At 59.5% G+C, this 24,831-nt stretch carries 23 protein-coding genes, 2 tRNA genes and 1 riboswitch; of the genes, 9 read left to right on the forward strand and 16 right to left on the reverse strand.

From position 1 onward, the window contains the following. Positions 1-391 precede the first annotated feature (391 nt). Positions 392-465, reverse strand: a tRNA-Gly gene (locus tag PMI11_RS21675). Positions 466-524: 59 nt separating this feature from the next. Further along, positions 525-1,619: a 2'-deoxycytidine 5'-triphosphate deaminase gene (locus tag PMI11_RS21680; protein ID WP_007821261.1), complete on the reverse strand. Its 1,095-nt coding sequence runs from the start codon at positions 1,617-1,619 to the stop codon at positions 525-527. Positions 1,620-1,692: 73 nt separating this feature from the next. Next, positions 1,693-1,771: riboswitch (SAM riboswitch) on the forward strand. Between the two features lie 46 nt (positions 1,772-1,817). Between PMI11_RS21680 and PMI11_RS21685 the strand changes: the two genes are divergently transcribed. Both PMI11_RS21685 and apaG read left to right on the forward strand, forming a co-directional pair. Next, positions 1,818-3,002, forward strand: a complete 1,185-nt coding sequence (locus tag PMI11_RS21685) for an O-succinylhomoserine sulfhydrylase (RefSeq protein ID WP_007821262.1) — start codon at positions 1,818-1,820, stop codon at positions 3,000-3,002. 188 nt (positions 3,003-3,190) lie between these two features. Then, positions 3,191-3,583, forward strand: a complete 393-nt coding sequence (gene apaG / locus PMI11_RS21690) for a Co2+/Mg2+ efflux protein ApaG (RefSeq protein WP_007821263.1) — start codon at positions 3,191-3,193, stop codon at positions 3,581-3,583. Positions 3,584-3,685: 102 nt separating this feature from the next. Here apaG and PMI11_RS21695 read toward each other — a convergent pair whose 3' ends face one another. The 3 genes from PMI11_RS21695 to PMI11_RS21705 all read right to left on the reverse strand — a co-directional run bounded on the left by PMI11_RS21695 (position 3,686) and on the right by PMI11_RS21705 (position 6,932). Next, positions 3,686-4,678, reverse strand: a complete 993-nt coding sequence (locus PMI11_RS21695) for an Hsp33 family molecular chaperone (protein WP_007821264.1) — start codon at positions 4,676-4,678, stop codon at positions 3,686-3,688. 91 nt (positions 4,679-4,769) lie between these two features. Beyond that, entirely contained in the window at positions 4,770-5,687 is a 918-nt protein-coding gene (gene argF / locus PMI11_RS21700; protein ID WP_007821265.1) for an ornithine carbamoyltransferase, read from the reverse strand. 45 nt (positions 5,688-5,732) lie between these two features. Then, positions 5,733-6,932, reverse strand: coding sequence for an aspartate aminotransferase family protein (locus PMI11_RS21705; RefSeq protein ID WP_007821267.1), 1,200 nt, complete (start codon positions 6,930-6,932; stop codon positions 5,733-5,735). Positions 6,933-7,356: 424 nt separating this feature from the next. Between PMI11_RS21705 and PMI11_RS21710 the strand changes: the two genes are divergently transcribed. Together PMI11_RS21710 and PMI11_RS21715 are read left to right on the forward strand one after the other, a co-directional pair. Beyond that, a complete protein-coding gene (locus PMI11_RS21710) occupies positions 7,357-7,887 on the forward strand; it encodes a GcrA family cell cycle regulator (RefSeq protein ID WP_007821268.1) in 531 nt (176 codons plus the stop codon). A gap of 291 nt (positions 7,888-8,178) precedes the next feature. Further along, a complete protein-coding gene (locus PMI11_RS21715; RefSeq protein WP_007821269.1) occupies positions 8,179-8,967 on the forward strand; it encodes a pyrroline-5-carboxylate reductase in 789 nt (262 codons plus the stop codon). A gap of 128 nt (positions 8,968-9,095) precedes the next feature. Here the strand turns inward: PMI11_RS21715 and phoB are convergent, their stop codons facing one another. The 7 genes from phoB to phoR all read right to left on the reverse strand — a co-directional run bounded on the left by phoB (position 9,096) and on the right by phoR (position 16,924). Further along, on the reverse strand, positions 9,096-9,779 hold the full coding sequence (gene phoB, locus PMI11_RS21720; protein WP_003570612.1) for a phosphate regulon transcriptional regulator PhoB: 684 nt from the start codon (positions 9,777-9,779) through the stop codon (positions 9,096-9,098). Positions 9,780-9,909: 130 nt separating this feature from the next. Then, a complete protein-coding gene (gene phoU / locus PMI11_RS21725; protein ID WP_007821274.1) occupies positions 9,910-10,623 on the reverse strand; it encodes a phosphate signaling complex protein PhoU in 714 nt (237 codons plus the stop codon). 44 nt (positions 10,624-10,667) lie between these two features. Then, entirely contained in the window at positions 10,668-11,483 is an 816-nt protein-coding gene (pstB, locus tag PMI11_RS21730) for a phosphate ABC transporter ATP-binding protein PstB (RefSeq protein ID WP_007821275.1), read from the reverse strand. A gap of 14 nt (positions 11,484-11,497) precedes the next feature. Continuing rightward, the gene (pstA, locus tag PMI11_RS21735) at positions 11,498-12,820 is read right to left on the reverse strand and encodes a phosphate ABC transporter permease PstA (RefSeq protein ID WP_007821277.1); all 1,323 of its coding nucleotides are present in this window, start codon (positions 12,818-12,820) and stop codon (positions 11,498-11,500) included. Then, positions 12,817-14,298: a phosphate ABC transporter permease subunit PstC gene (gene pstC / locus PMI11_RS21740; protein ID WP_007821278.1), complete on the reverse strand. Its 1,482-nt coding sequence runs from the start codon at positions 14,296-14,298 to the stop codon at positions 12,817-12,819. The genes pstA and pstC overlap by 4 nt, the downstream gene beginning before the upstream one ends. A gap of 169 nt (positions 14,299-14,467) precedes the next feature. Then, on the reverse strand, positions 14,468-15,502 hold the full coding sequence (locus PMI11_RS21745; RefSeq protein ID WP_007821279.1) for a substrate-binding domain-containing protein: 1,035 nt from the start codon (positions 15,500-15,502) through the stop codon (positions 14,468-14,470). Between the two features lie 198 nt (positions 15,503-15,700). Then, positions 15,701-16,924: a phosphate regulon sensor histidine kinase PhoR gene (gene phoR, locus PMI11_RS21750; protein ID WP_037071875.1), complete on the reverse strand. Its 1,224-nt coding sequence runs from the start codon at positions 16,922-16,924 to the stop codon at positions 15,701-15,703. A 245-nt stretch (positions 16,925-17,169) separates the two neighbouring features. Here phoR and ppk2 point away from each other — a divergent pair, with 245 nt between their 5' ends. Further along, complete coding sequence (ppk2, locus tag PMI11_RS21755; protein ID WP_007821281.1) at positions 17,170-18,051, forward strand: polyphosphate kinase 2; 882 nt, start codon at positions 17,170-17,172, stop codon at positions 18,049-18,051. Positions 18,052-18,089: 38 nt separating this feature from the next. Here ppk2 and PMI11_RS21760 read toward each other — a convergent pair whose 3' ends face one another. Then, on the reverse strand, positions 18,090-19,319 hold the full coding sequence (locus PMI11_RS21760; protein ID WP_037071859.1) for a hypothetical protein: 1,230 nt from the start codon (positions 19,317-19,319) through the stop codon (positions 18,090-18,092). A 396-nt stretch (positions 19,320-19,715) separates the two neighbouring features. On the opposite strand from PMI11_RS21760, the gene PMI11_RS21765 reads away from it, so the two are divergent. The 4 genes from PMI11_RS21765 to PMI11_RS36705 all read left to right on the forward strand — a co-directional run bounded on the left by PMI11_RS21765 (position 19,716) and on the right by PMI11_RS36705 (position 21,907). Next, positions 19,716-20,675: an NAD(P)H-dependent flavin oxidoreductase gene (locus tag PMI11_RS21765; protein WP_007821283.1), complete on the forward strand. Its 960-nt coding sequence runs from the start codon at positions 19,716-19,718 to the stop codon at positions 20,673-20,675. Positions 20,676-20,820: 145 nt separating this feature from the next. Next, a tRNA-Thr gene (locus tag PMI11_RS21770) sits at positions 20,821-20,896 on the forward strand. Between the two features lie 17 nt (positions 20,897-20,913). Continuing rightward, on the forward strand, positions 20,914-21,144 hold the full coding sequence (locus PMI11_RS21775) for a hypothetical protein (protein ID WP_007821285.1): 231 nt from the start codon (positions 20,914-20,916) through the stop codon (positions 21,142-21,144). A 163-nt stretch (positions 21,145-21,307) separates the two neighbouring features. Next, the gene (locus PMI11_RS36705; protein WP_157179667.1) at positions 21,308-21,907 is read left to right on the forward strand and encodes a hypothetical protein; all 600 of its coding nucleotides are present in this window, start codon (positions 21,308-21,310) and stop codon (positions 21,905-21,907) included. Between the two features lie 165 nt (positions 21,908-22,072). Here the strand turns inward: PMI11_RS36705 and PMI11_RS21785 are convergent, their stop codons facing one another. The 3 genes from PMI11_RS21785 to PMI11_RS21800 all read right to left on the reverse strand — a co-directional run bounded on the left by PMI11_RS21785 (position 22,073) and on the right by PMI11_RS21800 (position 24,739). Continuing rightward, positions 22,073-23,035, reverse strand: coding sequence for a hypothetical protein (locus tag PMI11_RS21785; RefSeq protein WP_007821306.1), 963 nt, complete (start codon positions 23,033-23,035; stop codon positions 22,073-22,075). Continuing rightward, complete coding sequence (locus PMI11_RS21790; RefSeq protein WP_037071860.1) at positions 23,035-23,610, reverse strand: DUF6932 family protein; 576 nt, start codon at positions 23,608-23,610, stop codon at positions 23,035-23,037. Before PMI11_RS21790 ends, PMI11_RS21785 begins: the two co-directional genes overlap by 1 nt. A 415-nt stretch (positions 23,611-24,025) precedes the next feature. Continuing rightward, positions 24,026-24,739, reverse strand: coding sequence for a hypothetical protein (locus PMI11_RS21800; protein WP_007821321.1), 714 nt, complete (start codon positions 24,737-24,739; stop codon positions 24,026-24,028). Positions 24,740-24,831: the final 92 nt, after the last annotated feature.

The raw sequence follows: 24,831 nt of genomic DNA on the forward strand, positions 1-24,831 counted from the left end.
TAAGGCAAGAGAAAAAATCGCGGATTTTGTGGAAATATATGTCTCATCGCCACGCGCTACAGTATTGCGCGTAGAGGCACATTGTCGAAAACATATATTAGTAATATATAATTATAACATATCCTACTCGCTGTCAAGTAGTGGCGATCAGGAATACAATAAGGGGTTGGCCGTGACTTGCCACCCGGTCCTCGGGAAAACAAACTTCCATTTGAAACCGCATAACTTCTGCAAATATGATATCGCGGCTGATACCAGCCGGCCTCAACATGAAGTCGTGGCTCACGTTATCGATGACCAGCAAGCAAGTCTTGATCAGCCTTGCAGTGGCGGTTCACGACAATAAGACCGGCCTTTGACGTCCCGCCCTTCAAGCTTGGGAAGGGGAAGCTGGAGCGGGTGAAGGGAATCGAACCCTCGTATTCAGCTTGGGAAGCTGCTGCTCTACCATTGAGCTACACCCGCCTGATGCTTGAGACTTCCAACAGATGGCCGCCGCTGTCAAGTGACGGCGCCATCGGGCATCAGATGCGGAAGTGCTTCGACAGTTTGAGGCCCTGGGCCTGATAGTTGGAGCCGAGGCCTGAGCCATAAAGGCTCGACGGCTGTTCCTGCATGTGTTCGTAGATCAGGCGGCCGACGATCTGGCCGTCTTCCAGGATGAAGGGCACTTCGTGGCTGCGCACTTCCAGCACGGCGCGGCTGCCGCGGCCGCCGGCCGGGGCGTGGCCGAAGCCCGGGTCGAAGAAGCCGGCATAGTGGACGCGGAATTCGCCGACGAGCGGATCGAAGGGGGTCATTTCCGCCGCATAGTGCGGAGGAACGTGTACGGCCTCACGCGAGACGAGGATATAGAACTCATCCGGATCGAGGATCAGTTCGGTGCGGCCGCGACTGTAGAGCGGTTCCCAGAAGTCGAAGATATCGTGCTGGGCCTTCTTGTCGACGTCGACGACGGCGGTGTGGTGTTTGCCGCGATAGCCGATCAGGCCTTCCTCGTCGCCCGCCAGATCGATCGACAGCGCAATGCCGCCGCCGGAGACGTTCGGCTGCTTGGCGGCGACGAGCGTTTCCGTCGCGTGTAGCTTCAGAAGCTCCGGCTCGCCCAGAACCGAATGGCCGACGCGGAAGCGGATCTGCGACAGGCGCGAGCCGCGGCGTACGACGATGGGGAAGGTGCGCGGGCTGATTTCGAGATAGAGCGGGCCGGAATAGCCTGATGGGATCTTGTCGAATTCCTGCGCGTAATCGGTGATGACGCGCGTGAAAATATCGAGGCGGCCGGTCGAGCTCTTCGGATTGGCCGAGGCCGACATGTCGGCCGGCAGATCGAGGCGCTCCATCAGCGGCACGATGTAGACGCAGCCGGTTTCCAGCACCGCGCCTTCGCTGAGGTCGATGACATGCAGGCTCAGCCGGTCGAGCTTGTCTGCGACAAGGTGAGAAGGGCCGGGCATGAAGCTGGCGCGCACCCGGAACGCCTTGGCGCCCAGCCGCAGATCCAGGCTGGCAGGCTGGATCTGGTCACGATCCAGCTCACGCTCGCTTTGAAGACGCCCCGTTTCAAACAGCGCGGCAATTGCGCGGTCGGCCAAAATTCCAGTTTCGCGAGCCATCATGCTCCATCCATAATTTGCCGCCGACAAAACCAAAGTCGGGGAATTGACGCAAGCGCAGAACGGCAGTATTGCAAATTTATCCCGTGGTGATTTGGCCGGTCGGCTTGCAGCCACGTTAAATAAGTGGCTAAAAAGACCGGGTTGAAAACCGGTCTGCTTTTGCGGCCGGTTTTTTTGTTGTTTGAAAGTGGTGATGGCATGAGCAAGACTTGGCGCCCGGCAACCCAACTCGTTCACGGCGGAACGCTCCGCTCGCAGTACGGCGAGACATCAGAGGCAATCTATCTCACGCAGGGTTTCGTCTACGATACGTCGGAAGCGGCGGAAGCGCGCTTCAAGGGCGAGACCGACGGTTTCATCTATGCGCGCTACGGCAGCCCCACCAATGATATGTTCGAAAAGCGCATGTGCATGTTGGAAGGCGCCGAAGATGCCCGCGCCACGGCATCCGGCATGGCCGCCGTTACCGCCGCCATCCTCTGCCAGCTGAAGGCCGGCGACCATATCGTTGCAGCGCGCGCCCTCTTCGGCTCCTGCCGCTGGGTGGTCGAGACGCTGGCGCCGAAATACGGCATCGACTGCACGCTGGTCGACGGCCGCTACCTCGAAAACTGGGAAAAGGCTGTTACACCGAAGACCAAGGTGTTCTTCCTGGAAAGCCCGACCAACCCGACGCTGGAAGTGGTCGATATTGCCGGCGTCGCCAAGCTCGCCAACCAAATCGGCGCAAAGGTCGTCGTCGACAACGTGTTTGCGACCCCGCTCTTCCAGAAGCCGCTGGAGCTCGGCGCTCATATCGTCGTCTATTCCGCGACCAAGCATATTGACGGTCAGGGCCGCTGCCTCGGTGGCGTCGTTCTTTCCGACAAGGAATGGATCGACGAGAACCTGCATGACTATTTCCGCCATACCGGTCCGGCCATGTCGCCGTTCAATGCCTGGACGCTTCTGAAGGGCATCGAGACGCTGCCGCTGCGCGTCAAGCAGCAAACGCAGAATGCCGCAAAGATCGCCGACTTCCTCGCCGATCAGAGCAAGGTCGCCAAGGTCATCTATCCCGGCCGCAAGGACCATCCGCAGGCGGATATCATCGCCAAGCAGATGACGGGCGGCTCGACGCTCGTCTGCTTCGAGCTGAAGGGCGGCAAGGATGCGGCGTTCGCGCTGCAGAATGCGCTGGAGATCGTCAAGATCTCCAACAATCTCGGCGACTCCAAGAGCCTGATCACGCATCCGGCCACGACCACGCACAAGAACCTGACGGACGAAGCCCGCGCCGAACTCGGCATTTCGCCGGGCACGGTACGCCTCTCGGCCGGCATCGAAGACACGGACGATCTGGTCGAGGATTTCGCCCGCGCTCTGGCCAAGGTTTCGGCCTGAGCATCAAGGCACGGCCGCGGAAAGCACCGCGGCCGTAGCATTTGCCTTGAAATTAACACTGAGAGTTAGGCTTAATGAACGAAAGGCGGTCCAACCGGGGGTGGTGAGGCCGCGATCACTGTACCGTTTCTTGACGGCAGAGGCCTCTTATAAGATACGGGTAACATATCCTGACTAAGGTGTAAGGCATGTATCGCGCCCTCACACGAGATATCGAAGTCGTTGTCGAGCCGTTTTATCTGGAGGAGCAATCCGACCCGGAAGACGATCGTTATGTCTGGGGTTATCGTGTGGTCATCAGCAACAATTCCGGCATCGCCGTGCGTCTCGTCAACCGCTACTGGAACATTACAGACCAGAACGGGCAGATCGACGAGGTCAGCGGCCCCGGCGTCGTCGGCGAGCAGCCGCGGCTGCAGCCAGGTGACACCTATGAATATTCCTCCGGTTGCCCGCTTGATACGCCATCCGGCCTGATGTTCGGCCACTACCAGATGGAGACGGACGAAGGCGAGACGTTCGATGTCGACATACCCGCCTTCTCCTTGGATTCACCCGGCCTGCTCAGGGTGCTTAACTAGAGCGCGGCGCGATCTTTCAGATTCGCTTGCCACGCTTTAGACCTTGTTTTCGCATGTCGTTATCGCAAAACCGCTGCACACTTTTGCGCGACATGCTTTTAGTCACTCCGCCGCGGCAACTTCCTGCACCGGGAAGCGGTAGGTCGTGGAGCAGAACTCGCAGGTGACCGAGATCTCGCCGTTTTCCTGGCTCGCCTCGATTTCCTCGGCGCTGAAGCCCTTCAGCACGCCGCCTATCTTCTCCCGCGAACAGCTGCAACGATCGAAGACAGCGCGCGGATCGTAGACGCGCACGCCGCGTTCGTGAAAGAGGCGGAAGAGCAGTCGCTCGGTGCCAACAAGCGGATCGGTCAGTTCATCGGCATCCACGGTTTCGACGAGCGAGCGGGCTTCCGTCCAGGCATCATCCTCGACATGGGCGCGCGCAGCCGTGTCGCCATCACCGCCATGAAGATCGGGCCGGCGCATGCGCTCCGGCGCTTCCGGCAGGAACTGGGCGACGAGGCCCCCTGCCCGCCAGCGGTGACGCGGCTTACCGTTCTCGTCGCGGTCGAAGAGTTCGGCGGCGGCAAGGCGCACGCGTGTCGGGATCTGTTCCGACTGGCGGAAATAGACACCGGCAATCTCTTCCAGCGAGGTACCGTCAAGTGCCACGATGCCCTGATAGGGCTGGCTGAACTTGCCCTGATCGATGGTGAAGGCGAGAACGCCCTTGCCGAGAAGCTGTTCCGGCTCGGTTTCGCCTGCCGCGATCGCCTTATCGAGCAGGGCCTGATCGAAGCGGGCATAGGCCCGGACGTTTTCCGGCGTCGAGAAATCGGCGACGAGAAGGTCGACGGGACCATCGCTCTTGGTCTGGACGGTGAACTTGCCCTCGAACTTCAGCGAGGTGCCGAGCAGCACCGTCAGCACAACCACTTCCGCCAGAAGGCGGGCGACGGGTGTCGGGTAATGATGGCGCTCGAGGATCGAATCCAGCATCGGGCCGAGCTGGACGGCGCGACCGCGCACATCCAGCCCTTCCACCTGGAAGGGGACGACATGATCATCGCCGGCGAAATCGAACTCGCCGAGGGCGGCGGCAGCTTCTGCCATGGCTTTCACTCCTGTTTTGTCAGAGCAGCCGGCTAGCGCACCGGCTGCTTGCGCAGCCGCGAGTTTTGGACTCGCGACATCCGATTATGGTTCAGATCGCGCCCAGGCACCAAGCAAGAATCGACTTCTGCGCATGAAGGCGGTTTTCCGCCTCATCGAAGACCACGGATTGCGGGCCATCGATCACCTCATCCGTCACCTCCTCGCCGCGATGGGCGGGAAGGCAATGCATGAACAATGCATCTTTGCCGGCCTGCGCCATCAAATGCGCGTTGACCTGATAAGGCTGGAAGACATTGTGACCGCGAGCCCGATGTTCCTGATTCATGGAGACCCAGGTATCGGTCACCACGCAATCGACGCCGGCAACCGCACGGTCAGCATCATGGTAAAGCATGATTTCGGCGCCCTCATTGCGGGCCCAGTTCAGATAGTGATCCTTCGGCTCGGAACCAAGGGGTACGGCCATGTTCATGCGGTAGCCGAAACGGGCAGCACCTTCGACCAGCGAATGCAGCACGTTGTTGCCATCACCGGTCCAGGCGATCGTCTTGCCCTTGATCGGGCCGCGATGCTCTTCGAAGGTCATGATATCAGCCATGATCTGGCAAGGGTGGGTGTCGTCCGTCAACGCGTTGATGACGGGCACCGTGGCATGCTCGGCGAGCTCCAGCATACGGTTGTGGTCGGTCGTGCGGATCATGATCGCATCGACATAGCGCGACAGAACCTTGGCGGTGTCGCCGATCGTCTCGGCGCGGCCGAGCTGCATTTCGGTGCCCGACAGGAACAAGGTCTCCCCGCCGAGCTGGCGCATGCCGACATCGAAGGAGACGCGGGTTCGCGTGGACGGCTTCTCGAAGATCATGGCCAGCATCTTGCCAGCGAGCGGCTTGTCGGCGGTACCCGCCTTGAAAGCCTGCTTTCGCAGCTTGGCATCGTCCATGATGGTTCTGAGGTCGGATCCGGTGACTGCGGAAAGATCGAGGAAATGTTTGGGGGAAGCCATTGTTCGTTACCTGCTACGCCCGCCGGCGGGCGGGGCATTGTCCTATCAAGCGGTCTTCTTGACCTTGGCGGCACGGATGCTTTCGGCAGCGCGTTCGAGACGGGAAAGACCCTCGCGCGCCTCCTCGGCGGTTACGACCAGCGGCGGCAGCAGGCGGATGACATTATCGCCTGCCGGGATCGCCAGAAGATGGGCTGCGCGGATTTCCTTCAGTAGCTCTGCCGAGGGAATGGCAGCCTTGACGCCGAGCAACAGGCCTTCGCCCCTGATGTCCTCGATGACATCAGGATAGCGATCCTTGAGCGAGGCAAGGCCCTGGCGGAAGACGAGAGTGACATCACGCACATGCTGCAGGAAGCCCTCGGCCAGGATGACATCGAGAACCGCGTTACCGACAGCCATGGCCAGCGGGTTGCCGCCATAGGTGGAACCATGCGTGCCCGCCTTCATGCCGGAAGCGGCCTCCGCCGTCGCAAGGCAGGCGCCGAGCGGAAAGCCGCCGCCGATGCCCTTGGCAACCGCCATGATGTCGGGCGTTATACCCGACCATTCATGGGCGAAGAGCTTGCCGGTACGGCCGACGCCGGTCTGGACTTCGTCGAGGATCAGCAGCAGGCCATGCTCATCGCAGAGCTGACGGAGCGCTTTCATGAATTCGGACGTTGCCGGGCGGACACCGCCCTCGCCCTGCACCGGCTCGATGAGGATACCGGCGGTCTTGTCGGTAATAGCGGCACGGACAGCCTCGACATCGCCAAAGGGCACCTGATCGAAACCAGGGGTCTTCGGGCCGAAACCTTCGAGATATTTCTCCTGACCGCCGGCGGCGATGGTCGCGAGCGTACGGCCGTGGAAGGCGCCTTCGAAGGTGATGATATGGAAACGCTCGGGATGACCCTTGGAAAACTGGTAACGACGCGCGGTCTTGATGGCGCATTCGAGAGCCTCGGCGCCTGAATTGGTGAAGAACACCTTGTCGGCGAACGTGGCATCCGTCAGGCGCTTGGCAAGCTTCTCCTGCCCCGGCACCTCATAGATATTGGAGAGATGCCAGACCTTGTCGGCCTGATCCTTGAGGGCGGCCACAACATGCGGATTACCATGGCCCACGGAGGTAACGGCAACGCCCGCGCCGAAATCCAGATATCGCTCGCCGGTTTCGGTGATCAGCCACACGCCTTCGCCTCGCTCGAACCGCAGCGGGGCACGAGAATAGGTATCATAAAGCGGCGAGGCTTCAGCCATGGCGCAATCTCCTGGTCAGGCTCCGAGACAACGGACTCCGGCTAAGAAAACCAGGCCCGAAAAATTAAAAATGCCGCCTTTCGGCGGCAGGGAGCACTATTTACTTTTCGCACTGCAATGTCAACAAAACTGAGGATTTAGCACATGCGTCAAGCCTCAAATCAGACTTGCAGGTCTATCAACAGCTAATGTTGCAGAAATGACTCGCCCGGGAAGCAAGTTGGGGAAAACCTCGAATTCGGATTCATCGGATTCCTGCGACTCTTGTCACAGAGTCAGGCTCACACTAGGTTAAAGTTCAATTACTAGACTGCATGCGGCGGAACTAGTCACCAAAATTGATCAGGCGTTTCTTGCTTCGGAGACTTCCGAGGCAACGGTGAGGGATTCTGCCATCACCAACGCGAAAGGTGGAGACAGGGCAATGAACTGGACAGACGAGCGTGTCGAGAAGCTCAAGAAGCTTTGGTCGGAAGGGCTGAGCGCCAGCCAGATCGCTGCGCAGCTTGGCGGCGTCAGTAGAAACGCTGTTATCGGCAAGGTTCACCGGCTCAGTCTTCCCGGCCGCGCCAAGGCCGGCGGCACGGCAACCGCCGCGCGCGCACCGAAGCGCAATACCTCGGCTCCGCGCGCCCCGAACTATGCCTCTCGCATCACCACCCGCACCGTTACCCGCCAGCAGGGCGCAACGATGCTGAAGGAAGAGATCGAGATCGAAACGGTCGAGGAAATGGAATACGTGCCGGCCAAGAACGTGGTCGTGCCGATTTCGCGCCGCCTCGGCCTGACGGAACTGACGGAGCGCACCTGCAAGTGGCCGGTCGGCGATCCGATGAAGGACGACTTCTACTTCTGCGGTTGCGACTCCCCGGATTCCTCGCCCTATTGCAACTATCACCAGCGCCTCGCCTACCAGCCGGTCAGCGAACGCCGCAAGGCTGTCCGGGTCGGCTGATCCGCGATCTTCCAACAGACGCAACGTGCCATCACCCCTCCTCGCCTTGCGCGGAGGGGTGATTTTTTAGCCGGCGCAGGAGGGCCGGAAAACAGCTCCTGACCACGATCTGCCGAAGGCCGATCTCTGCCTGCCGCCCACTATGCCTGACAATGCGAACTTATGTGCCAACGCCACCAATGCGTTTCAGCCCTAGACCGGCATGGAACGGTGGTCATGGCGCTGTAGCGCGATTTTCTGATATAGATGCGGTATTCTCGTCGAGGCGCAAACAGTCGCTCAGGGGTGCCAATGGAGATCGATCCAAAGCGGATGACAATCGGGTTCGTCGGGACGGGCACGATTACCGAGGCCGTCGTCACCGGACTGGGGAAGACAGCGTTTCGCGACACACGGATCGTGCTGTCACCCCGTAGCGCAAGCGTCGCCGCCCGCCTCGCGGCGGCAAACCAGAATGCGTCGATCGCTTTAGGCAACCAGGATGTTCTCGACCAATCCGATCTCGTATTCGTGGCAGTGAGGCCGCAAATTGCCGAGGAGGTCGTCCGCTCGCTCCGATTTCGGCCGGGCCACCATGTCATCAGCTTTGTCGCGGCCACGCCAATGGATCAACTGCGGGCGTGGATCGATCAGCCAGTTCGCCTGAGCCTGGCAATTCCACTTCCGTTTGTCGCAGATCTTCAGGGCGCGACTGCGATCTACCCGCCCGACGAGGTTTCCCACGCCCTCTTTTCGGCGCTCGGAACGGCGATCCAGGTTGAAAACAAGCTGGAGTTCGAACTTCTCGCGACGGCGAGCTGCCTGATGGCCAGCTATTTCGGCATCCTGGACGCGACGTCGACCTGGCTGCAGAGCCAAGGGCTTTCGAGAACGGCTGGCGACGCCTACCTCCGTCAATTGTTTTCCGGCCTCGCCCATGCTGCCCGTTCAAAACCTGTCGCGAGTTTCGATGAACTCATCGGCGAGCATTCGACCAAGGGCGGATTGAATGAACAGGTTCTCGAAGACTTTCGCGCGTTTGGCGGCACTGCGGCTCTGCAAAAGGCTCTTGATCGAATTCTTGTGCGCATCCGTCTGTAGGAAGCAGATCCTTTCGATGTTCGCTTTCGGCGCGTGGTGTCGGCTTTCATAAGGAGCTAGGGGTGCCAGATAGACAAACGGGCCGCCCGACAAGCGAGCGACCCGTTCGTGACCTCCGATCACTCGGATCAGGCTTCCATGGAATATCCCGCGCCGCGGACGGTGCGGATGACATCCTGCATGTTGGAGAAGTTCAACGCCTTGCGCAGGCGGCCGACATGGACGTCGACGGTGCGTTCGTCCACGTAGATATCGTGGCCCCAGACGCCATCCAGGAGCTGCGAGCGGGAGAAGACCCTGCCCGGCGACGACATCAGGAATTCGAGCAGGCGGAATTCGGTCGGGCCGAGGCGGACTTCGCGGCTCTTGCGATGAACGCGATGCGTTTCGCGATCGAGCTCGATATCGCCGCATTTCAGAACAGTGGAGAGAACCTCCGGACGGGCGCGACGCAGCATCGCCTTGACGCGAGCGACGAGTTCCGGTGTCGAGAACGGCTTGACGACATAATCGTCGGCGCCGGTCGAGAGACCGCGAACGCGCTCGCTCTCTTCGCCGCGTGCCGTCAGCATGATGATCGGCAGGCGCTCGGTCTCCGGCCGCATGCGCAGCCGGCGGCAGAGCTCGATGCCGGAAACGCCCGGCAGCATCCAGTCCAGGATGAGCAGGTCGGGCGTGCGCTCCTGAAGCCGGATTTCGGCCTCGTCGCCACGGAGGATCGTATCCACCTCGAAACCTTCAGCCTCGAGGTTGTAGCGGAGAAGCACGCTCAGCGCCTCTTCATCTTCAACAACTGCAACTCTTGGGATCATGCGTGTCAGTCTCCTAATGCATGATCCTTAAACCGGGGGCGATTTAAGCAAGAGATCATACAGAAACTCGGAATTGGCTGCACCTTTGCGCGCCCCCGCGCGGGGCGCGCATGCAATCGGCAGGTCAGGATTACTCCGTCACCGCACCAACGGTATTGGAGCTGTCGTCCTTCGGACGCTCGCCCTCCGGCTGGGCGCCGGTTGCCATGTAGTAGATCGTCTCGGCGATGTTGGTCGCGTGGTCGCCGATGCGCTCGATGTTCTTGGCGCAGAAGAGAAGATGCGTGCAGCTCGTGATGTTGCGCGGATCTTCCATCATGTAGGTCAGGAGTTCGCGGAACAGCGAGGTGTACATCGCGTCGATCTCATCGTCGCGCTCGCGGATGGACTTGGCCTTGTCCGCAGAACGCGTCGTATAGACGTCGAGCACTTCCTTGAGCTGGACGAGCGCCAGTTCGGAGAGATGCTCGAGACCGCGGGCGAGCTTGCGCGGAACGCCGGTGCTTTGGACGGCGATGACGCGCTTTGCGGTGTTCTTGCCGAGGTCGCCGACACGCTCGAGGTCGGCGGCGATGCGGATCGAACCCATGATCTCGCGAAGGTCGGAGGCCATCGGCTGGCGACGGGCGATCGTGACGATCGCCTTGTCGTTGATTTCGCGTTCCGCGTGATCAAGGATCACGTCGTCGGAAATGACCTTCTGGGCGAGCGCAGTGTCGCCGTTGACCAGCGCACGGACGGCCTCGCCGACCATCTGTTCGGCAAGACCACCCATCTCGGAAATGCGCCGGGACAGGAATTTCAGATCGTCATCGTAAGCGGAAAAAATATGTGTCGATGCCATGGGGCTTTGTCCTCGAAAATCGGGAAGGCTTCACATCGCCAAAATCAGCCGAACCGGCCCATGATATAGTCCTGGGTGCGCGGATCGTCGGGATTGGTGAACATCTTGTCGGTGTCATTTTCCTCGACCAGGTTGCCGAGGTGGAACATTGCCGTACGCTGTGATACGCGCGCGGCCTGCTGCATGGAATGCGTCACGATGACGATGGTGTAGTTTTCACGCAGCTCATGAATCAGCTCTTCGACCTTTGCAGTCGCGATCGGGTCGAGTGCCGAGCAGGGCTCGTCCATCAGGATGACTTCCGGGCTGACGGCAACGGCGCGTGCGATGCACAGACGCTGCTGCTGACCGCCGGACAGGCCGGTGCCGGATTCATGCACGCGATCCTTGACCTCGTTCCAGAGGCCGGCGCGCTGCAGGCTCGTCTCGACGATCTGGTCCAGGTCGGCCTTGGACTTGGCGAGGCCGTGGATGCGCGGTCCGTAGGAGACGTTTTCATAGATCGTCTTCGGGAACGGATTCGGCTTCTGGAACACCATGCCGACGCGGGCGCGAAGTTCGACCACGTCGATGTCGGGATCGTAGATATCGTCGCTGTCGAGCGTGATCTTGCCGGTGACGCGGCAGCCGTCGATCGTGTCGTTCATGCGGTTCAGCGAACGCAGGAAGGTGGACTTGCCGCAGCCCGACGGGCCAATCAGCGCGGTCACGGTGTTTTCGCGGATGTTCAGATTGACATCGAAAAGCGCACGCTTCTCGCCGTAATAAACGGAGACATCCTGACCGATCATCTTATACGGGACGTTGCTCATTTTCTGGTCCAGCGCCTTCTCGACTGCGGCTTCCGTCAACATGTTCATGATCTTTACTCCGTTTACCAGCGGCGCTCAAAGCGACGACGCAAGAGGATAGCTCCGATGTTCATGACGATCAGGAACAGGAGCAGGACGATGATGGCACCCGAGGTTCTTTCCACGAAGGCACGCTCGGCTTCGTTGGCCCACATGTAGACCTGAACCGGAAGTGCCGTGGAAGGATCGAGCGGAGTGGTCGGCGCCTGGGCGACGAAGGCGACCATGCCGATCAAGAGCAGCGGCGCAGTTTCGCCGAGTGCGTGGGCAAGGCCGATGATCGTGCCGGTCAGGATGCCGGGCATGGCAAGCGGCAGCACATGGTGGAACACCATCTGCATCTTCGAGGCGCCGAGGCCGAGTGCGGCCGCGCGGATCGACGGCGGAACGGCGCGCAGGGCCGCACGCGTCGCGATGATGATCGTCGGCAGCGTCATGAGGGTCAGCACCAGGCCGCCGACCAGCGATGCCGAACGCGGCAGGCCGGCGAAGTTGATGAAGACCGAGAGACCGAGCAGACCGTAGACGATCGACGGAACGGCGGCGAGGTTGTTGATGTTGACCTCGATCAGGTCCGTCAGCCTGTTCTTCGGCGCGAATTCCTCAAGGTAAATCGAGGCGGCGACGCCGATCGGCAGCGCAAGTGCGAGAACGATCAGCATCAGGTAGAGCGAGCCGATGAGGGCAACGCCGAGGCCTGCGGCTTCCGGACGGCTGGAATTGCCGTTGACGAAGAGGCCGGTGTTGAACGTCTTGTGAAGCACACCGCTCGCCTTCAGCTGGTTCATCCAGCCGACCTGCTTGTCGTTGACCTTGCGGTTCTTCTCATCGACCTTGAGGTCGATCTGGCCCTTGTTGGCGCTGTCGATATTGGCATCTGCAAGCACAGTCACATTGACGGTCTTGCCGATGATCGACGGGTCAGCGACGACCATGTCGCGCAGCTGAATGGGCGCACCTTTGGACAGCATTGCGGTTGCGTCGCGCACATCAGGACGGCTCGAAGCATTGACGCCGAGCTGCTTGACGATCGCATCGCGCAGCAGGACCGGATAGTTGGCAGCGACCAGCACCGAAGGGTCGGTCGCACGCTTGTTATCAGGGTCGATCGTCTTCTCGGTGAATTCGATCGGCAGGGTGATCGACGTCTGCAGGAAGGCCGTATAGCCGTTGCTGATGACCGTCCAGAGCAGAATGAAAAGGAAGACGAGGCCGAATGCTATGGCTGCGATGCCATAGGCCTGGAAGCGGCGCTCGGCAGCGTAGCGACGCTTGATGCCGATATCACGACGGGCGGGCGCCTTGGAAACGGTGACGCCGGCGATGGGGGAAACAATATTCGTCATTCGTACTGCTCCCGGTATTTGCGCACGATGTAGAGCGCGTAAATGTTGAGGCAAAGCGTGATGCAGAACAGCGTGATGCCAAGGGCGAAGGCAACCAGCGTCTGCGGCGAGGTGAACTCAAGGTCGCCGGTCAGCTGGTTGACGATCTTGACGGTCACTGTCGTCATCGGCTCGAAGGGATTGATCTGGATACGGGCGGCAACACCGGCGGCCAGAACCACGATCATGGTTTCGCCAATGGCGCGCGAAGCGGTCATCAGCAACGCGCCGACGATACCGGGAAGAGCTGCGGGCAAGACCACCTTCTTGATGGTTTCGGACCGTGTGGCGCCGAGACCGAGCGAGCCGTCGCGCAGTGCCCGCGGAACTGCGGTGATGATGTCATCCGACAGCGAGGAAACGTAAGGGATCAGCATGATACCCATGACGATGCCTGCGGTGATGACGCTTTGTGCCTGGATGAAGTTCGTATAGCTGCCGCTCAGAAGACCGCTGATCTGCGCCGAGAAATCACGCAGGAACGGCCCGACGGTGACGAGCGCGAAGAAGCCATAGACGATCGTCGGAATGCCGGCGAGCACTTCGAGAAGCGGCTTGGCGATCGAGCGCACCTTCGAAGAAGCATATTCGGCCATGTAGATGGCGGCAAAGAGGCCGACCGGCACGGCGACCAGCATGGCGACCAGGCCGATATAGAGCGTGCCGAGCAGGAGTGGAATGAGGCCGAACTGGCCGAAGGAGGAGCTGCCCGCACCGGCAAAACGCGGATCCCAGACCGTTCCGAAGAAGAAGTCGGCGAAGGGAACGACCGCGAAGAAGCGGCCCGCTTCAGACAACATCGAGAGCACGATGCCGATCGTCGTCAGAATGGCGATGGAGGATGCAACGAGCAACGCCCAGAGCATGACGCGCTCGACACGGTTACGGGCGCGGAAACGCGGAGCAACGGAGCGCAGCGCATAGAAAGCACCTGCGACAGATATGAGCAGCACGATCGCCGTCATGATGACGCGGCTCGTCATGCTCTCCGAGTTCAGGGTCTTTGCGGCAGCGATCATGTAGGGCTGCGGCTCGCCGGCGAGCGGTACGCCCTTCTCGCTGAGCTTTGCCTGCAGACCGGCAGGATTGCTTGACAGGGAGGAAAGCTCATCCGAGGTCAGCATGTTCATGCCGCGGGCAACCGTAGCGACCATGCTGTAGGCGAGGTCCTGCTGGACGGCCGGCTGCGCCTTCACGTCATCGGGAAAGGCGCCGCGAACGGAGGAAGAGATGATGCCCGGGCTGACAGCCAGCCAGGCAAACAGAACGATCAGGGAAGGCAGAACAGCCCAGATCGCGGCATAGGAGCCATAATAGGCCGGCCGCGAATGCAGGGCAGCAGATCTGCCGCCGGAAAGTGCCATGGCGCGGCTGCGCGCGGCCATATAGGCAACGGCGCCGATCACTACCAGGCACAAGAGTATGATGGATGTGCTCATTCGTTACGTCCCCAGGCCCACAGCCCCCAAAAAGCCCGGCAGCTCCAGGAGCATGCCATCGGCTTCGACATCATGGAGAAGAAGTCTTCATCCGCCCGACACCCCAATGGAGCCGGACGGATAAGGCGATGCCGGCGCGATGCCCCCAAGCGCCGCGCCGGCAAAGTCATTACATGGTCTTGCCAGCCTCTACGTCCTTGCGGATCGCATCGCGCTCGGCATCCGGAGCGGCAACGAGGCCGTATTCGGCGAGCGGGCCGTCAGGGCCGATCATCTGGTCGGATACGAAGAAGTTGACATATTCCTTCAGGCCCGGAACGGCGCCGAGATGTGCCTTCTTGACGTAGAAGAACAGCGGACGGGAAACCGGGTAGGTGCCGTTAGCGATGGTTTCCGTGGAGGGAACGATGCCGCTCATGGTCGCAACCTTGAGCTTGTCAGCGTTGTTTTCGTAGAAGGAGAGACCGAATACGCCAACGCCGGTCTTGTTGGCAGCGATGCGTGCCAGCGTTTCCGGATAGTCGCCGTCGATGTCGACAGCAGCGCCGTCCTTGCGAACTGCGACGCAAGCCTTGCCCTGGGCAGCCTTGTCGGCGATTTCCTTGGCGATGACTTCCTGAGCGCCGGAAGCCTTGCAGCCTGCAGCGAGAACGTTCTGTTCGAAGACTTCGCGGGTGCCGTGCTTTTCGCCCGGGATGTAGGCAGCGATATCAACAGCCGGAAGCTTCGGGTTGACTTCAGACCACTTCTTGTAGGGGTTGGCGACGAGCTTGCCGTCAACGACAACCTGGGCAGCGAGGGCCTTGTAGATGTCGGCCGGAACGTAGGCAACATCCGGGTTGGAAGCGTCGGTTGCGAAGACGATGCCGTCATAACCGATCTTGACTTCCTGGATGTCCGTTACGCCGGCAGCCTTGCAGGCTTCGGCTTCATTCTTGTTGATCGGGCGCGAAGCGTTGGCAACGTCGATCGTGTCTTCACCGACGCCCTTGCAGAATTCCTTGAGACCAGCGCCCGTACCGCCGGATTCGACGACCGGCGTCTTGAACTTGGTGAAGGTTTCGCCGAAGGACTCGGCAACGATCTTTGCGTACGGCAGGACGGTGGACGAACCAGCAACCTGAATCTGGTCGCGGGCAACGGCAACGCCAGCGAAAGCGGCGGTTGCAGCGAGCGCGGCAACAGTAAGTTTAAAGGTGTTCATTTGAATCTCCCGGCATTTGGGCTTGTGTGAGTGCGGCCTCGAAGAGGCCCTCGCATTGCCTTTTTTCATCGGCAGGACTCTCTTAGCGCCTTAAGCACCGTCCTTTTATGTCAAATCGATGAAACATTTATGACATGTTAAATTGTTGATTTTTAATAGAAAAATATGACACTTTAAAATAGTGTGCGACATATTGCGTCAGAAGCGCACTGTAAACTCCGTTCCCTTGCCGACCTCCGATTTAACGACCAGCCGTGCACGATGGCGCGTCAGAATATGTTTGACGATGGCAAGCCCGAGGCCGGTGCCCTTCTTCGAACGGCTGTCTTCGATGCTGACGCGATAAAAGCGCTCCGTCAGGCGCGGCACATGTTCGGCCGGAATGCCTGGCCCCTTGTCGACGACGCTGACCTCCACCGGCTGGCCCGATCCATTCTTCAGCCAGACATCGACGACTTCGCCTTCCTGGCCGTATTTGCAGGCATTTTCCATCAGGTTCTCGAAGACCTGGACGAGCTCGTCGCGGTCTCCCAGCACTTCGACCTTGCCATCAGGCAGGTGCAGGTTGATCGAGACGCCGACATCCCTTGCAAGCGGCACGAGCGAATCCCTGACATGGCCGAGAAGCGGCACGAGATCCACCTTCTCATCGGGGGCGATATGCGACTTGAGTTCCAGCCTGGAGAGAGACAGGAGATCATCGACGAGCCTGCTCATGCGCGTCGTCTGGTCGAACATGATGCCGAGGAAACGCGCCTGCGCCTTCGGATCGTTCTTTGCCGGGCCCTGGATCGTCTCGATGAAGCCGCGCAGCGAGGCAAGCGGCGTGCGCAGCTCGTGGCTGGCATTGGCGACGAAATCCGAGCGCATGCGATCGATGCGGCGCACTTCGGAAATATCCCGGAAGGAGAGGATGTAATAGCGCTCGTTGAGGCCCTCGTCGTCCTTGAATTCGACGGGCGCGCTGCGAACGATATAGACGCGCTCCGACGGCAGGCGCTCGGAATGCTCGATCTGGTTCGGGGCGTTGGTGGCGATGGTTTCACGCACCATGTCCAGGACGCCCGGCGAGCGCAGCCGCGCCGAGATATGGGAGCCGAGCGTCACCTCGCCGAAAGCCTTTTCGGCGGCGCGGTTCTGAAACAGCACCGAGGCATCTTCCGAGAGCACCATGACCGGGATATCGAGGCCGGCGAGCGTGGCAGAGACCTCCGGCAGGCGGCTCGGGAGCACTTCGGGCTCGGGTTCGACCGGCTCGGCGACATCAGGCCTGATGACCGGCGCCTCGTTGAAGAGCGAGGTGACGACCATTACGAGCAGCAGGGCGAGCACGATCCATTTGTTCATGCCCGCGGCAAGTGCCACAAGCGCACTCAGCAGCGTCGCCAGCAAAACCGGGCGCTCGCGCCGGATGCGCGCCAACAGGCTTTTCGTCCACGGCATGTCGTCTTCCAAGCTGCCCCTCACGGCGTCGATTCGTTTTTCTTTACATTCAAACTCTGCCTGATAGCCGCGTTTCATGACAGAAGTTTTCCGTTTCTGAAACTTGTACGAAAAGCCGCAGCTCACGGCATCGGTCTGCGCTTTGCTTACGCAGGGGATTTGATTTTCAATGATAAATATGTTCGCCTGACAAAAAACGAAATCATCAAGCGCAGGAGGAGACGATGGCCAAAGACGTCGAAAGCAGAGCCGTGGAGCTGGAGATCGGAGGCAAGAGACGCGTCTTCGATATCGACGATCCCGCCTTGCCCGACTGGGTGGATGAACATGCGCTGGAATCCGGCGGCTACCCCTACAAGGAGAGGCTGAAGGAAGACGAGTATCTCAGGGAGCTCAAGAAGTTGCAGGCCGAGCTCGTGAAGGTGCAGTTCTGGCTGCAGGCGACGGGCAAACGGGTGATGGCGCTCTTCGAAGGGCGCGACGCGGCCGGCAAGGGCGGCTCGATCCAGGCCTCCTCGGCCCATATGAACCCGCGCCTTGCCCGCGTGGTGGCGCTCGCCAAGCCGACCGACCGGGAACAGGGCCAATGGTATTTCCAGCGCTATATCGCGCAGTTTCCGACATCGGGCGAGTTCGTGCTCTTCGACCGCTCCTGGTACAATCGTGCCGGCGTGGAGCCGGTCATGGGCTTCTGCACGCCGAAACAGTATGAGGATTTCCTGCACCAGGCGCCGCAGCTCGAAAAGATCATCGCTCACGAAGGCATATTCTTCTTCAAATTCTATCTCGATATCGGCCGGGAAATGCAGATCAAGCGGTTCCATGACCGGCGGCACGATCCGCTCGCCGTCTGGAAGCTCTCCTCGATGGATATAGCCGCATTGACCAAATGGGGCGACTACAGCGAGAAGCGCGACCGCATGCTGAAGGAGACCCATACGCAGTTTGCGCCCTGGAGCGTCATCCGCGCCAATGACAAGCGCCGGGCGAGGCTCAACCTCATCCGCCACATGCTGAAAACCATGGATTATGACGGCAAGGACAAGGACGCAATCGGCGCGCTTGATGACAAGATCATCGGCTCCGGTCCCGGCTTCCTGAAATAAACGTCCTGAGATAACCGGGGCCGAGACAGCCGGGCTGCTTACTGGCCCGGCAGGATCCGCACGGCAAAGAGATTGATGCCGCGGGCCTTGCCGTCGACATCGCTGTTGATCATCAGCCGGCCCGGAGAATTCGGCGCCAGGGAGCGGTCGAAGCGCACCTGCAGCAGCGCGTCCGATTTTTCACGCGTGACGTTGAAACGATGGCGGGCGCAATTGCCGAGCGACTGGAAATCGCACTCGACGGTGATCTGTGTCGGCTCGTCCGTGGTGGACTGCAGGGTCAGCGCGATGGTCGAGGACTTGCCGGCGAGCTGCTGTAGGACATCGGCCGGAATGGTGATGGAAATATTGCCATCCGTATTGCCGCTCTGCGAGGTCAGGCGGACGGCCGGGCCTTCGGTTTCGGTGACATTTTCCGTGCGGGCACGCGCGCCGGCCGCGATCTTGTCGGCATCCGAGGGCTTGAAGACCTCGATCCAGTCTGCCGAGAAGCCGTTCTGCGGGTCGATCGTCAGAGGCTGGTCGTCATGCGAGGGGGCGCTGTTACCGGCACTCTCCTCGCCATTAAAATCTTCCGGCTGCGTGCTGGCGGGCGGATTGGCGACGCTGGTGTCGCGCTGGGCCGCCGTCATCAGCAGGCCGGAACTATAGACCCACCAGGCACCCGTGCCGATGAAGGCGAGCAACACGCACCAGACAAGCAGGCGCGAGAAGAACTTGCGCGGCTTGCGGCGGACAGCGGCACGCTCCGGGCGAAAATCCATGCCGCCGCGCTTCTCCGGCGTTGCGCGCGTCTCTCCGCGCATCTCTCCATCAGGTGCCGCCCCCAGCTGATCGGCGCTGCTGGCCCTGATATCATCCAGGCTTGCATCATCCGTGCGCCGGGAGGTGGCACTGTAGCCGCGCGTTTCGCCGGTAACGGCCAGGTGGTCATCCTCGCCCTCGCGATAGGTGGGCTCCTCCGCACGATAGACGGGCTCTTCCACGTGATGGGCGGGCTCGGGGATCTCCACGACAGGCGGGACCGGAACTTCCGGCGGCCCCTGCCGCGGGTGAAGGCGGGCGCGCTCTTCGTTCTCGATGGTGTGGATCGTGGTTTCGAGGCGGTGGCGGTGATGGGCCACCACATCGGCATCGGTGATATCCTGCTTGCGCAGGCCGGCTTCCAGCGCCTGACGCGCGGACTGATAGATGCGTGCACGAACTTCCGCGCTGTCACGGTCGGAATTGTCCAGCGCAGTTCTGATAGCCGTTTCTAGTCCGCTCACATCAGGCCCTTCACGTTTCGTGCCGGCATCAACACCTAAAGCGCGTCGCGATCTTTCAGATCGCTTGCCACGCTTTAGGCTCTTGTTTTCGCATGTCGTTACCGCAAAACCGCCGCACACTTTTGCGCGACATGCTTTAGAGATTGTATGCCCGTCAAAATTCGGTAGCGGCAAGTGCGGCAAACCGCAAGCCTTGCAGCCCTTCCAGAGCGCATCGGCGGGGGAAAAGCAGCCGCCGGGCACTCCGAATTCTCCATTAGATATGATGAAAATGGACAGGATTACGGAGAAAGGCGCAAGAAAAGAACCGCACTCTTTTCCTCGGTCGCTCTTTTCCTCAGGCGCCGGCTCTGATAATCAATTGACGTTTTCGTAAACGTCAATAACGGTGAGAGCATGGCCCTGCCCCCGATCCTCCGGGATAATCTGAGACTGCCGGTCATCGGCTCGCCGCTTTTCATCGTCTCCCATCCGGCGCTGACACTGGCGCAATGCAAGGCCGGCGTGATCGGCGCCTTTCCGGCCTTGAACGCGCGGCCGGAAAGCCAGCTCGACGAGTGGCTGGCCATGATCACCGAAGATCTCGCCCATTATAATGCCAGGCATCCGGAGCGGCCGGCAGCCCCCTTCGCCGTCAACCAGATCGTCCATATGTCGAACAAGCGGCTGGAGCACGATCTGATGGCCTGCGTGAAATACAAGGTGCCAATCGTCATTTCCTCGCTCGGCGCCGTGCCGGAGGTGAATGCGGCAGTGCATTCCTATGGCGGCATCGTGCTCCACGACGTCATCAACAACCGCCATGCCAATTCGGCGATCCGCAAGGGTGCGGACGGACTGATCGCCGTTGCGGCAGGTGCGGGCGGACATGCGGGCACGCTCTCCCCCTTCGCACTGGTGCAGGAAATCCGCGAATGGTTCGAAGGCCCGCTGCTGCTTGCCGGCTCGATTGCGACCGGCGGCGCTATCCTCGCTGCACAGGCGATGGGCGCCGACATGGCCTATATCGGCACCCCCTTCATCGCGACCGAGGAGGCACGCGCCTCCGATGCCTACAAGCAGGCGATCGTCGAAGGAGCCGCCGCCGATATCGTCTACTCGAACTATTTCACCGGCGTGCACGGCAACTACCTGAAACCCTCCATTCGCGCAGCCGGCCTCGACCCGGACGATCTGCCTGACGCCGACCCCTCGAAGATGGATTTCGAACAGGCGACCGGCGGCGCAAAGGCCTGGAAGGACATCTGGGGCAGCGGCCAGGGCATCGGCGCGATCAAGGCGGTGGAGCCGGCCGCAAAGCTGGTCGACCGGCTGGAAGCGGAATATCAGGCCGCCCGCACCCGGCTGGCGCTCTGAAGTGCCAAGCCTTTCCACTGAATGGGGGCCTTTCCACAGGCTTCAGCTTTTTTGCCACGCGGCATAAGAGGGTGCTTGAAATCTTCAGACAATGCCTGTATCAGCCCCATGCAAATCGCGGGCGACAAGCTTCTCCCGCCGGATTGCCGCTTTAGCTCAGTCGGTAGAGCACATCATTCGTAATGATGGGGTCACGTGTTCGAGTCACGTAAGCGGCACCATTTTTTCTGAAAATTCAATGAAAATAGCACCGCCAGACCTATCGGAAGATCAAGATGACAGGTTCCTGCGTTGTCAGGATGCGCTGTATGTTTCGTTTCTGAAAGTTCTGGAGGAAGCTACAGAAGCAGGCTGGCGCCCGCAGGAAGCACTGGTGGCGCTTATCTCGCTGGCGGACAACCACGCTTTGATGCTCGATTCGAATGCCGAGATCGAGGAGCTGCTGGCGGTGCTGAAAAAGCGTCGCTGATATCTGGTCGCAATGCTCCTTGGGTGCTGGCGCCGATATAAAGGGCGCAAGAGGGGCATGCAGCCGATCCAACAGCCCGCCGTGGATCGGGTCGCGACCTGTTGCGTGAAACGCCAACCTTGGCAGCGTATCATCAATGCCTTTTTCTGTGCGAGAGACTGCCGTGGAAGAACCGATCTCCAGACTTGAGATGAGCAGGCGCGCCCCATTGCACTTTTGGGCCAAGGCAGACAATGCTCGGATGGCCGCCCGTTATCTTTGGGACGCGACAGAGGCAGCCATGGCCGATGCCGCCAAGTCGATCGGGTATAATTCCTCTACCACGACCGCAGCCTTCGAAGCATTCCGGCGTGAATCATCCCTCGCGCTTGAGCTGATCATCAAGGCGGTGATTGCCAGGAGGATCGAACAGGGGATGGCAATGGATCACGTAACGAAAGTGCGTGCCACCCATGATCTACCCAAGCTTTGGAAAGACGCTCAACTTCCGGAGTTGGAACAGCTCGATAAACTACATCTGCTTCAATCTGGCATCGCCCTGCACTGGGCCGGCCGCTACGCCGCGCCCTTGAAGGACGAGATTTATGAGCGTGATATGAACGCTGTAGAAGAATTGCTGGAAATTGTTCCAGAGATGAAAGGGATCAAACTCCGAAGGACTCAGCCGATGGTCTGGGATCGCTTCGACAAGATATATACTATTGCTTCAGACTCGTTTTGGCGTCTGCGCGAACAGTGGGAAAATGGTCCTGTGGTCGCATGATCGGAACCTAGTCGGAGCGTCAGTGACCGAGTTTTATGAATTCAAAACCCACGACAGAAACAATTACGTGGGGTGAAGAGGCGAATTCAATCCATCTCATGGCTGCCAAGATTAGCGCATTCCTCGCTAGCCGATTTTGTAGTATCTGCTGCGGGCGCATAGACCTCAGGATTGGGTGAGTAAATCGGCCTCTGTGCGAGGCTCAAGGTTCTCGAGAGACACCTGTTGCTTGATAAGCTGGCCATTGCGCGATGTTCTCGTGTACTTGACGAGAGCTTTCACTGGTTTCAGAAGCAACTGCTCTTTAAACGCTTGGTCAGTCACGTATTTGAATGTCAGATCGTCCGTTACAGACCCCTTAAGCGTCCCCTGATCCTCTGGAAGCTGTAGCTCGAATTCATGAGAGTCAGGCAAGATCCCCAGAAGAACACCGTCATGTAAGACGTCCTCTTCAATCACCTCCACATCGCTGAAGCGCTCCGAAAGGCGGCTGATTTCCTCAAGGCCAAGGGCGACCCGCCGTTCGTCTCCTACAATCCGAGTGGTTGCGCCGGCATCCTTGAGAACCTTTGTAAACTTCTGAAGAGCGCCGACAAGACGAGGGGACGAAGCCTCGATCGCAGTGTTGAATTCTTCCGCTGACGCCTGATTAAGCTTTTCGATCAGGCCGGTGGCTTGTTCCACGGCCGACTTCAGAGGCGTGTCAAATAAGTCCGCCTGTGGCGCCGCCAACTCTTCGAGAATGAACCCCATTGATCCGCGCACAATGTCGCGGATAAAGAGCTTCGACTTGCCGGCTCCCTTTACCTTACCCTTCGTTGCTACTGGTTGATCGCCTTGCGACGCGAGAGCCGCTGCAATCACTTTCTGGTAGGAGGCCAAAGCATCAGTCGTAAAATCAAGACGGATATCACCTTGACCAATCACAGGAAGACCATCGAAAATCAGGGCAACACTGGCGAAGCTGGATCGGCGCGACTTCGCTTCAGCGATCTTCTCATCGATCTCTTTAAGGCGCTGCTCCCACATAAGACGCGCAGTGCCCCACGGGCTATCATCCTCAGTCCGCCGCCTCTCTACGAACTGGCGGTCAGTCTCCAATGCCTCTATGGATAGCAGTGTCGGCATCACATCGCCTCTATCAACGCCAGGGCCTCAGCATCCTGCGCTCTATCGAACGACACGGCAACAAATCCCTTCCATGCGAATGTCTCTCGTTGGTGAGAGAACAGGCTGTACCAATACATTACCTGCCGGAGCGTAATGCCAAGTGGATGCTCTTCGATCAAAAGGGCGTAGGTGTCCAGTGAAAATCGGTCCTTATTTTTCTTGAGATCCGCGATCTCGGAAGACCAAAATGGAAAACCGTGGCTTTGCCACAGGCTCATATCCGTCACGTATTTCTGTGGTGCGTGCAGCATCGTGAAAATGTCGATATCCTTCGGTGAGCTCCCACGGATCGCTTCAACGTTTTCGACAAAACTGCCATCAAGAAAGTGAATGCCGTTTTCGTAGCCGTCGGTGGCGATCAAGGACCTGTAGGCAATAAGGTTCCGTAGAAGTGACTTCCGTTCGGCTGACGTTGCGAATGCGCGCACGAAATCCGGCATTGTGACAAAGTATGGCGAACGATCAGCAGTAGTAGGATCATCGCCTATGGTCGGCGGAAGCATACCCTGCGCGTTAAATCCTGGTACCGGCAACCTATCCCCCTCGCCAAATACAACCCATCATGGCAGCGCCGGGTAAATTTTTACTTACTAAAACTTGTGCAGAGCTGGCTGTATAAAGCTCGCGCGAGTGATGTATCTATGGTCCTGCATCGGTCCCACACTCGTTATCACAAGAAAAGTTGATGCATATATTCGCCTCCTGGGTCACGCGGCATGCATCCGCTTGGATCATCAGAAACCGCTCGCCCGGTCGCAGAGGGGTGGCGGAGGAGGCGTTTCCAAGACTCTCCGCCAGCGTCGTGCATACCTACGCGCTCTTGAACGGCGTCTCTCCGTCCGCGATCGATGGCTCCGATCTGCTTTTTGCGTAAGCGAACCTGAACGAAATCGGCTCAGATCGATGTTCGATCTGGGCCTCATCATTGATATTGGAATGATGATGGCCTCAAAAGCCAAACGCATCCCGCCACTTGTCGTTCCAGGCCGCCAAGTCGTTCGACGCTTTGCCAAAATTGCTGTTGTTCAGCATTGCGGATGCCGTTTTCAACTCATCCGTATTGCTTCCATCCGACCTGCTGATGATCATCCCCGCCTCGATCAGTGAGGACTGGGCCGTCTTCAATCCCGTCATAAGGGTCTTGCTGGTGCTGTTTCCATTCTTGTCTTCGATGTTCGAGATGATCGCGCCACCGCTTCCAAGCTTGAAGCCGATCACGAATTCGCCGTCACCGAACTTGGATCTGTTGTCCCGGATCAGGCGCTGAATGGCGTTGGCCATCGCATTGTCATCGCTGATGCTGGGATTCTTCGCCTTTTCGGCTTTGACCAGCGAGGCAAATTTGTCCCCATCGTCGTTGATGAGCTTCTTGATGACGTCGGTAACACCGGCATCGCTGGTTTTGAAGTTGTCCGAATCCAGGAAATCAAGTGCGCTCGAGACGATCCCGTCGTTGCTCTCTTTGACGTCGAGCAGCGCGCTGTTGATTGTCGATGAGGCCTGGGTCTTTACGGCGCTCGTTTGACTGGAAATGCCGTTAGCGATGGCTGCGATAGTGTCGGCAGCCGATTTCCCGGCTTGCTGTTTGTTGGGAAGCAAGAATGCGTTCGTCTGCTGCAGGATGAGCAGTGCCGCATTGTTCGCTGGAGAGATAGCGGTCATTTTTGTTCCTCTGGTACCGGAACTCCCTCCATCGGAATTCGCGGCACGGAAGAGCTTGGGCCATCATGCCTGAGCAACCTGAATACGAGACA

Source organism: Rhizobium sp. CF142 (assembly GCF_000281145.1).
Taxonomy (GTDB): domain Bacteria; phylum Pseudomonadota; class Alphaproteobacteria; order Rhizobiales; family Rhizobiaceae; genus Rhizobium.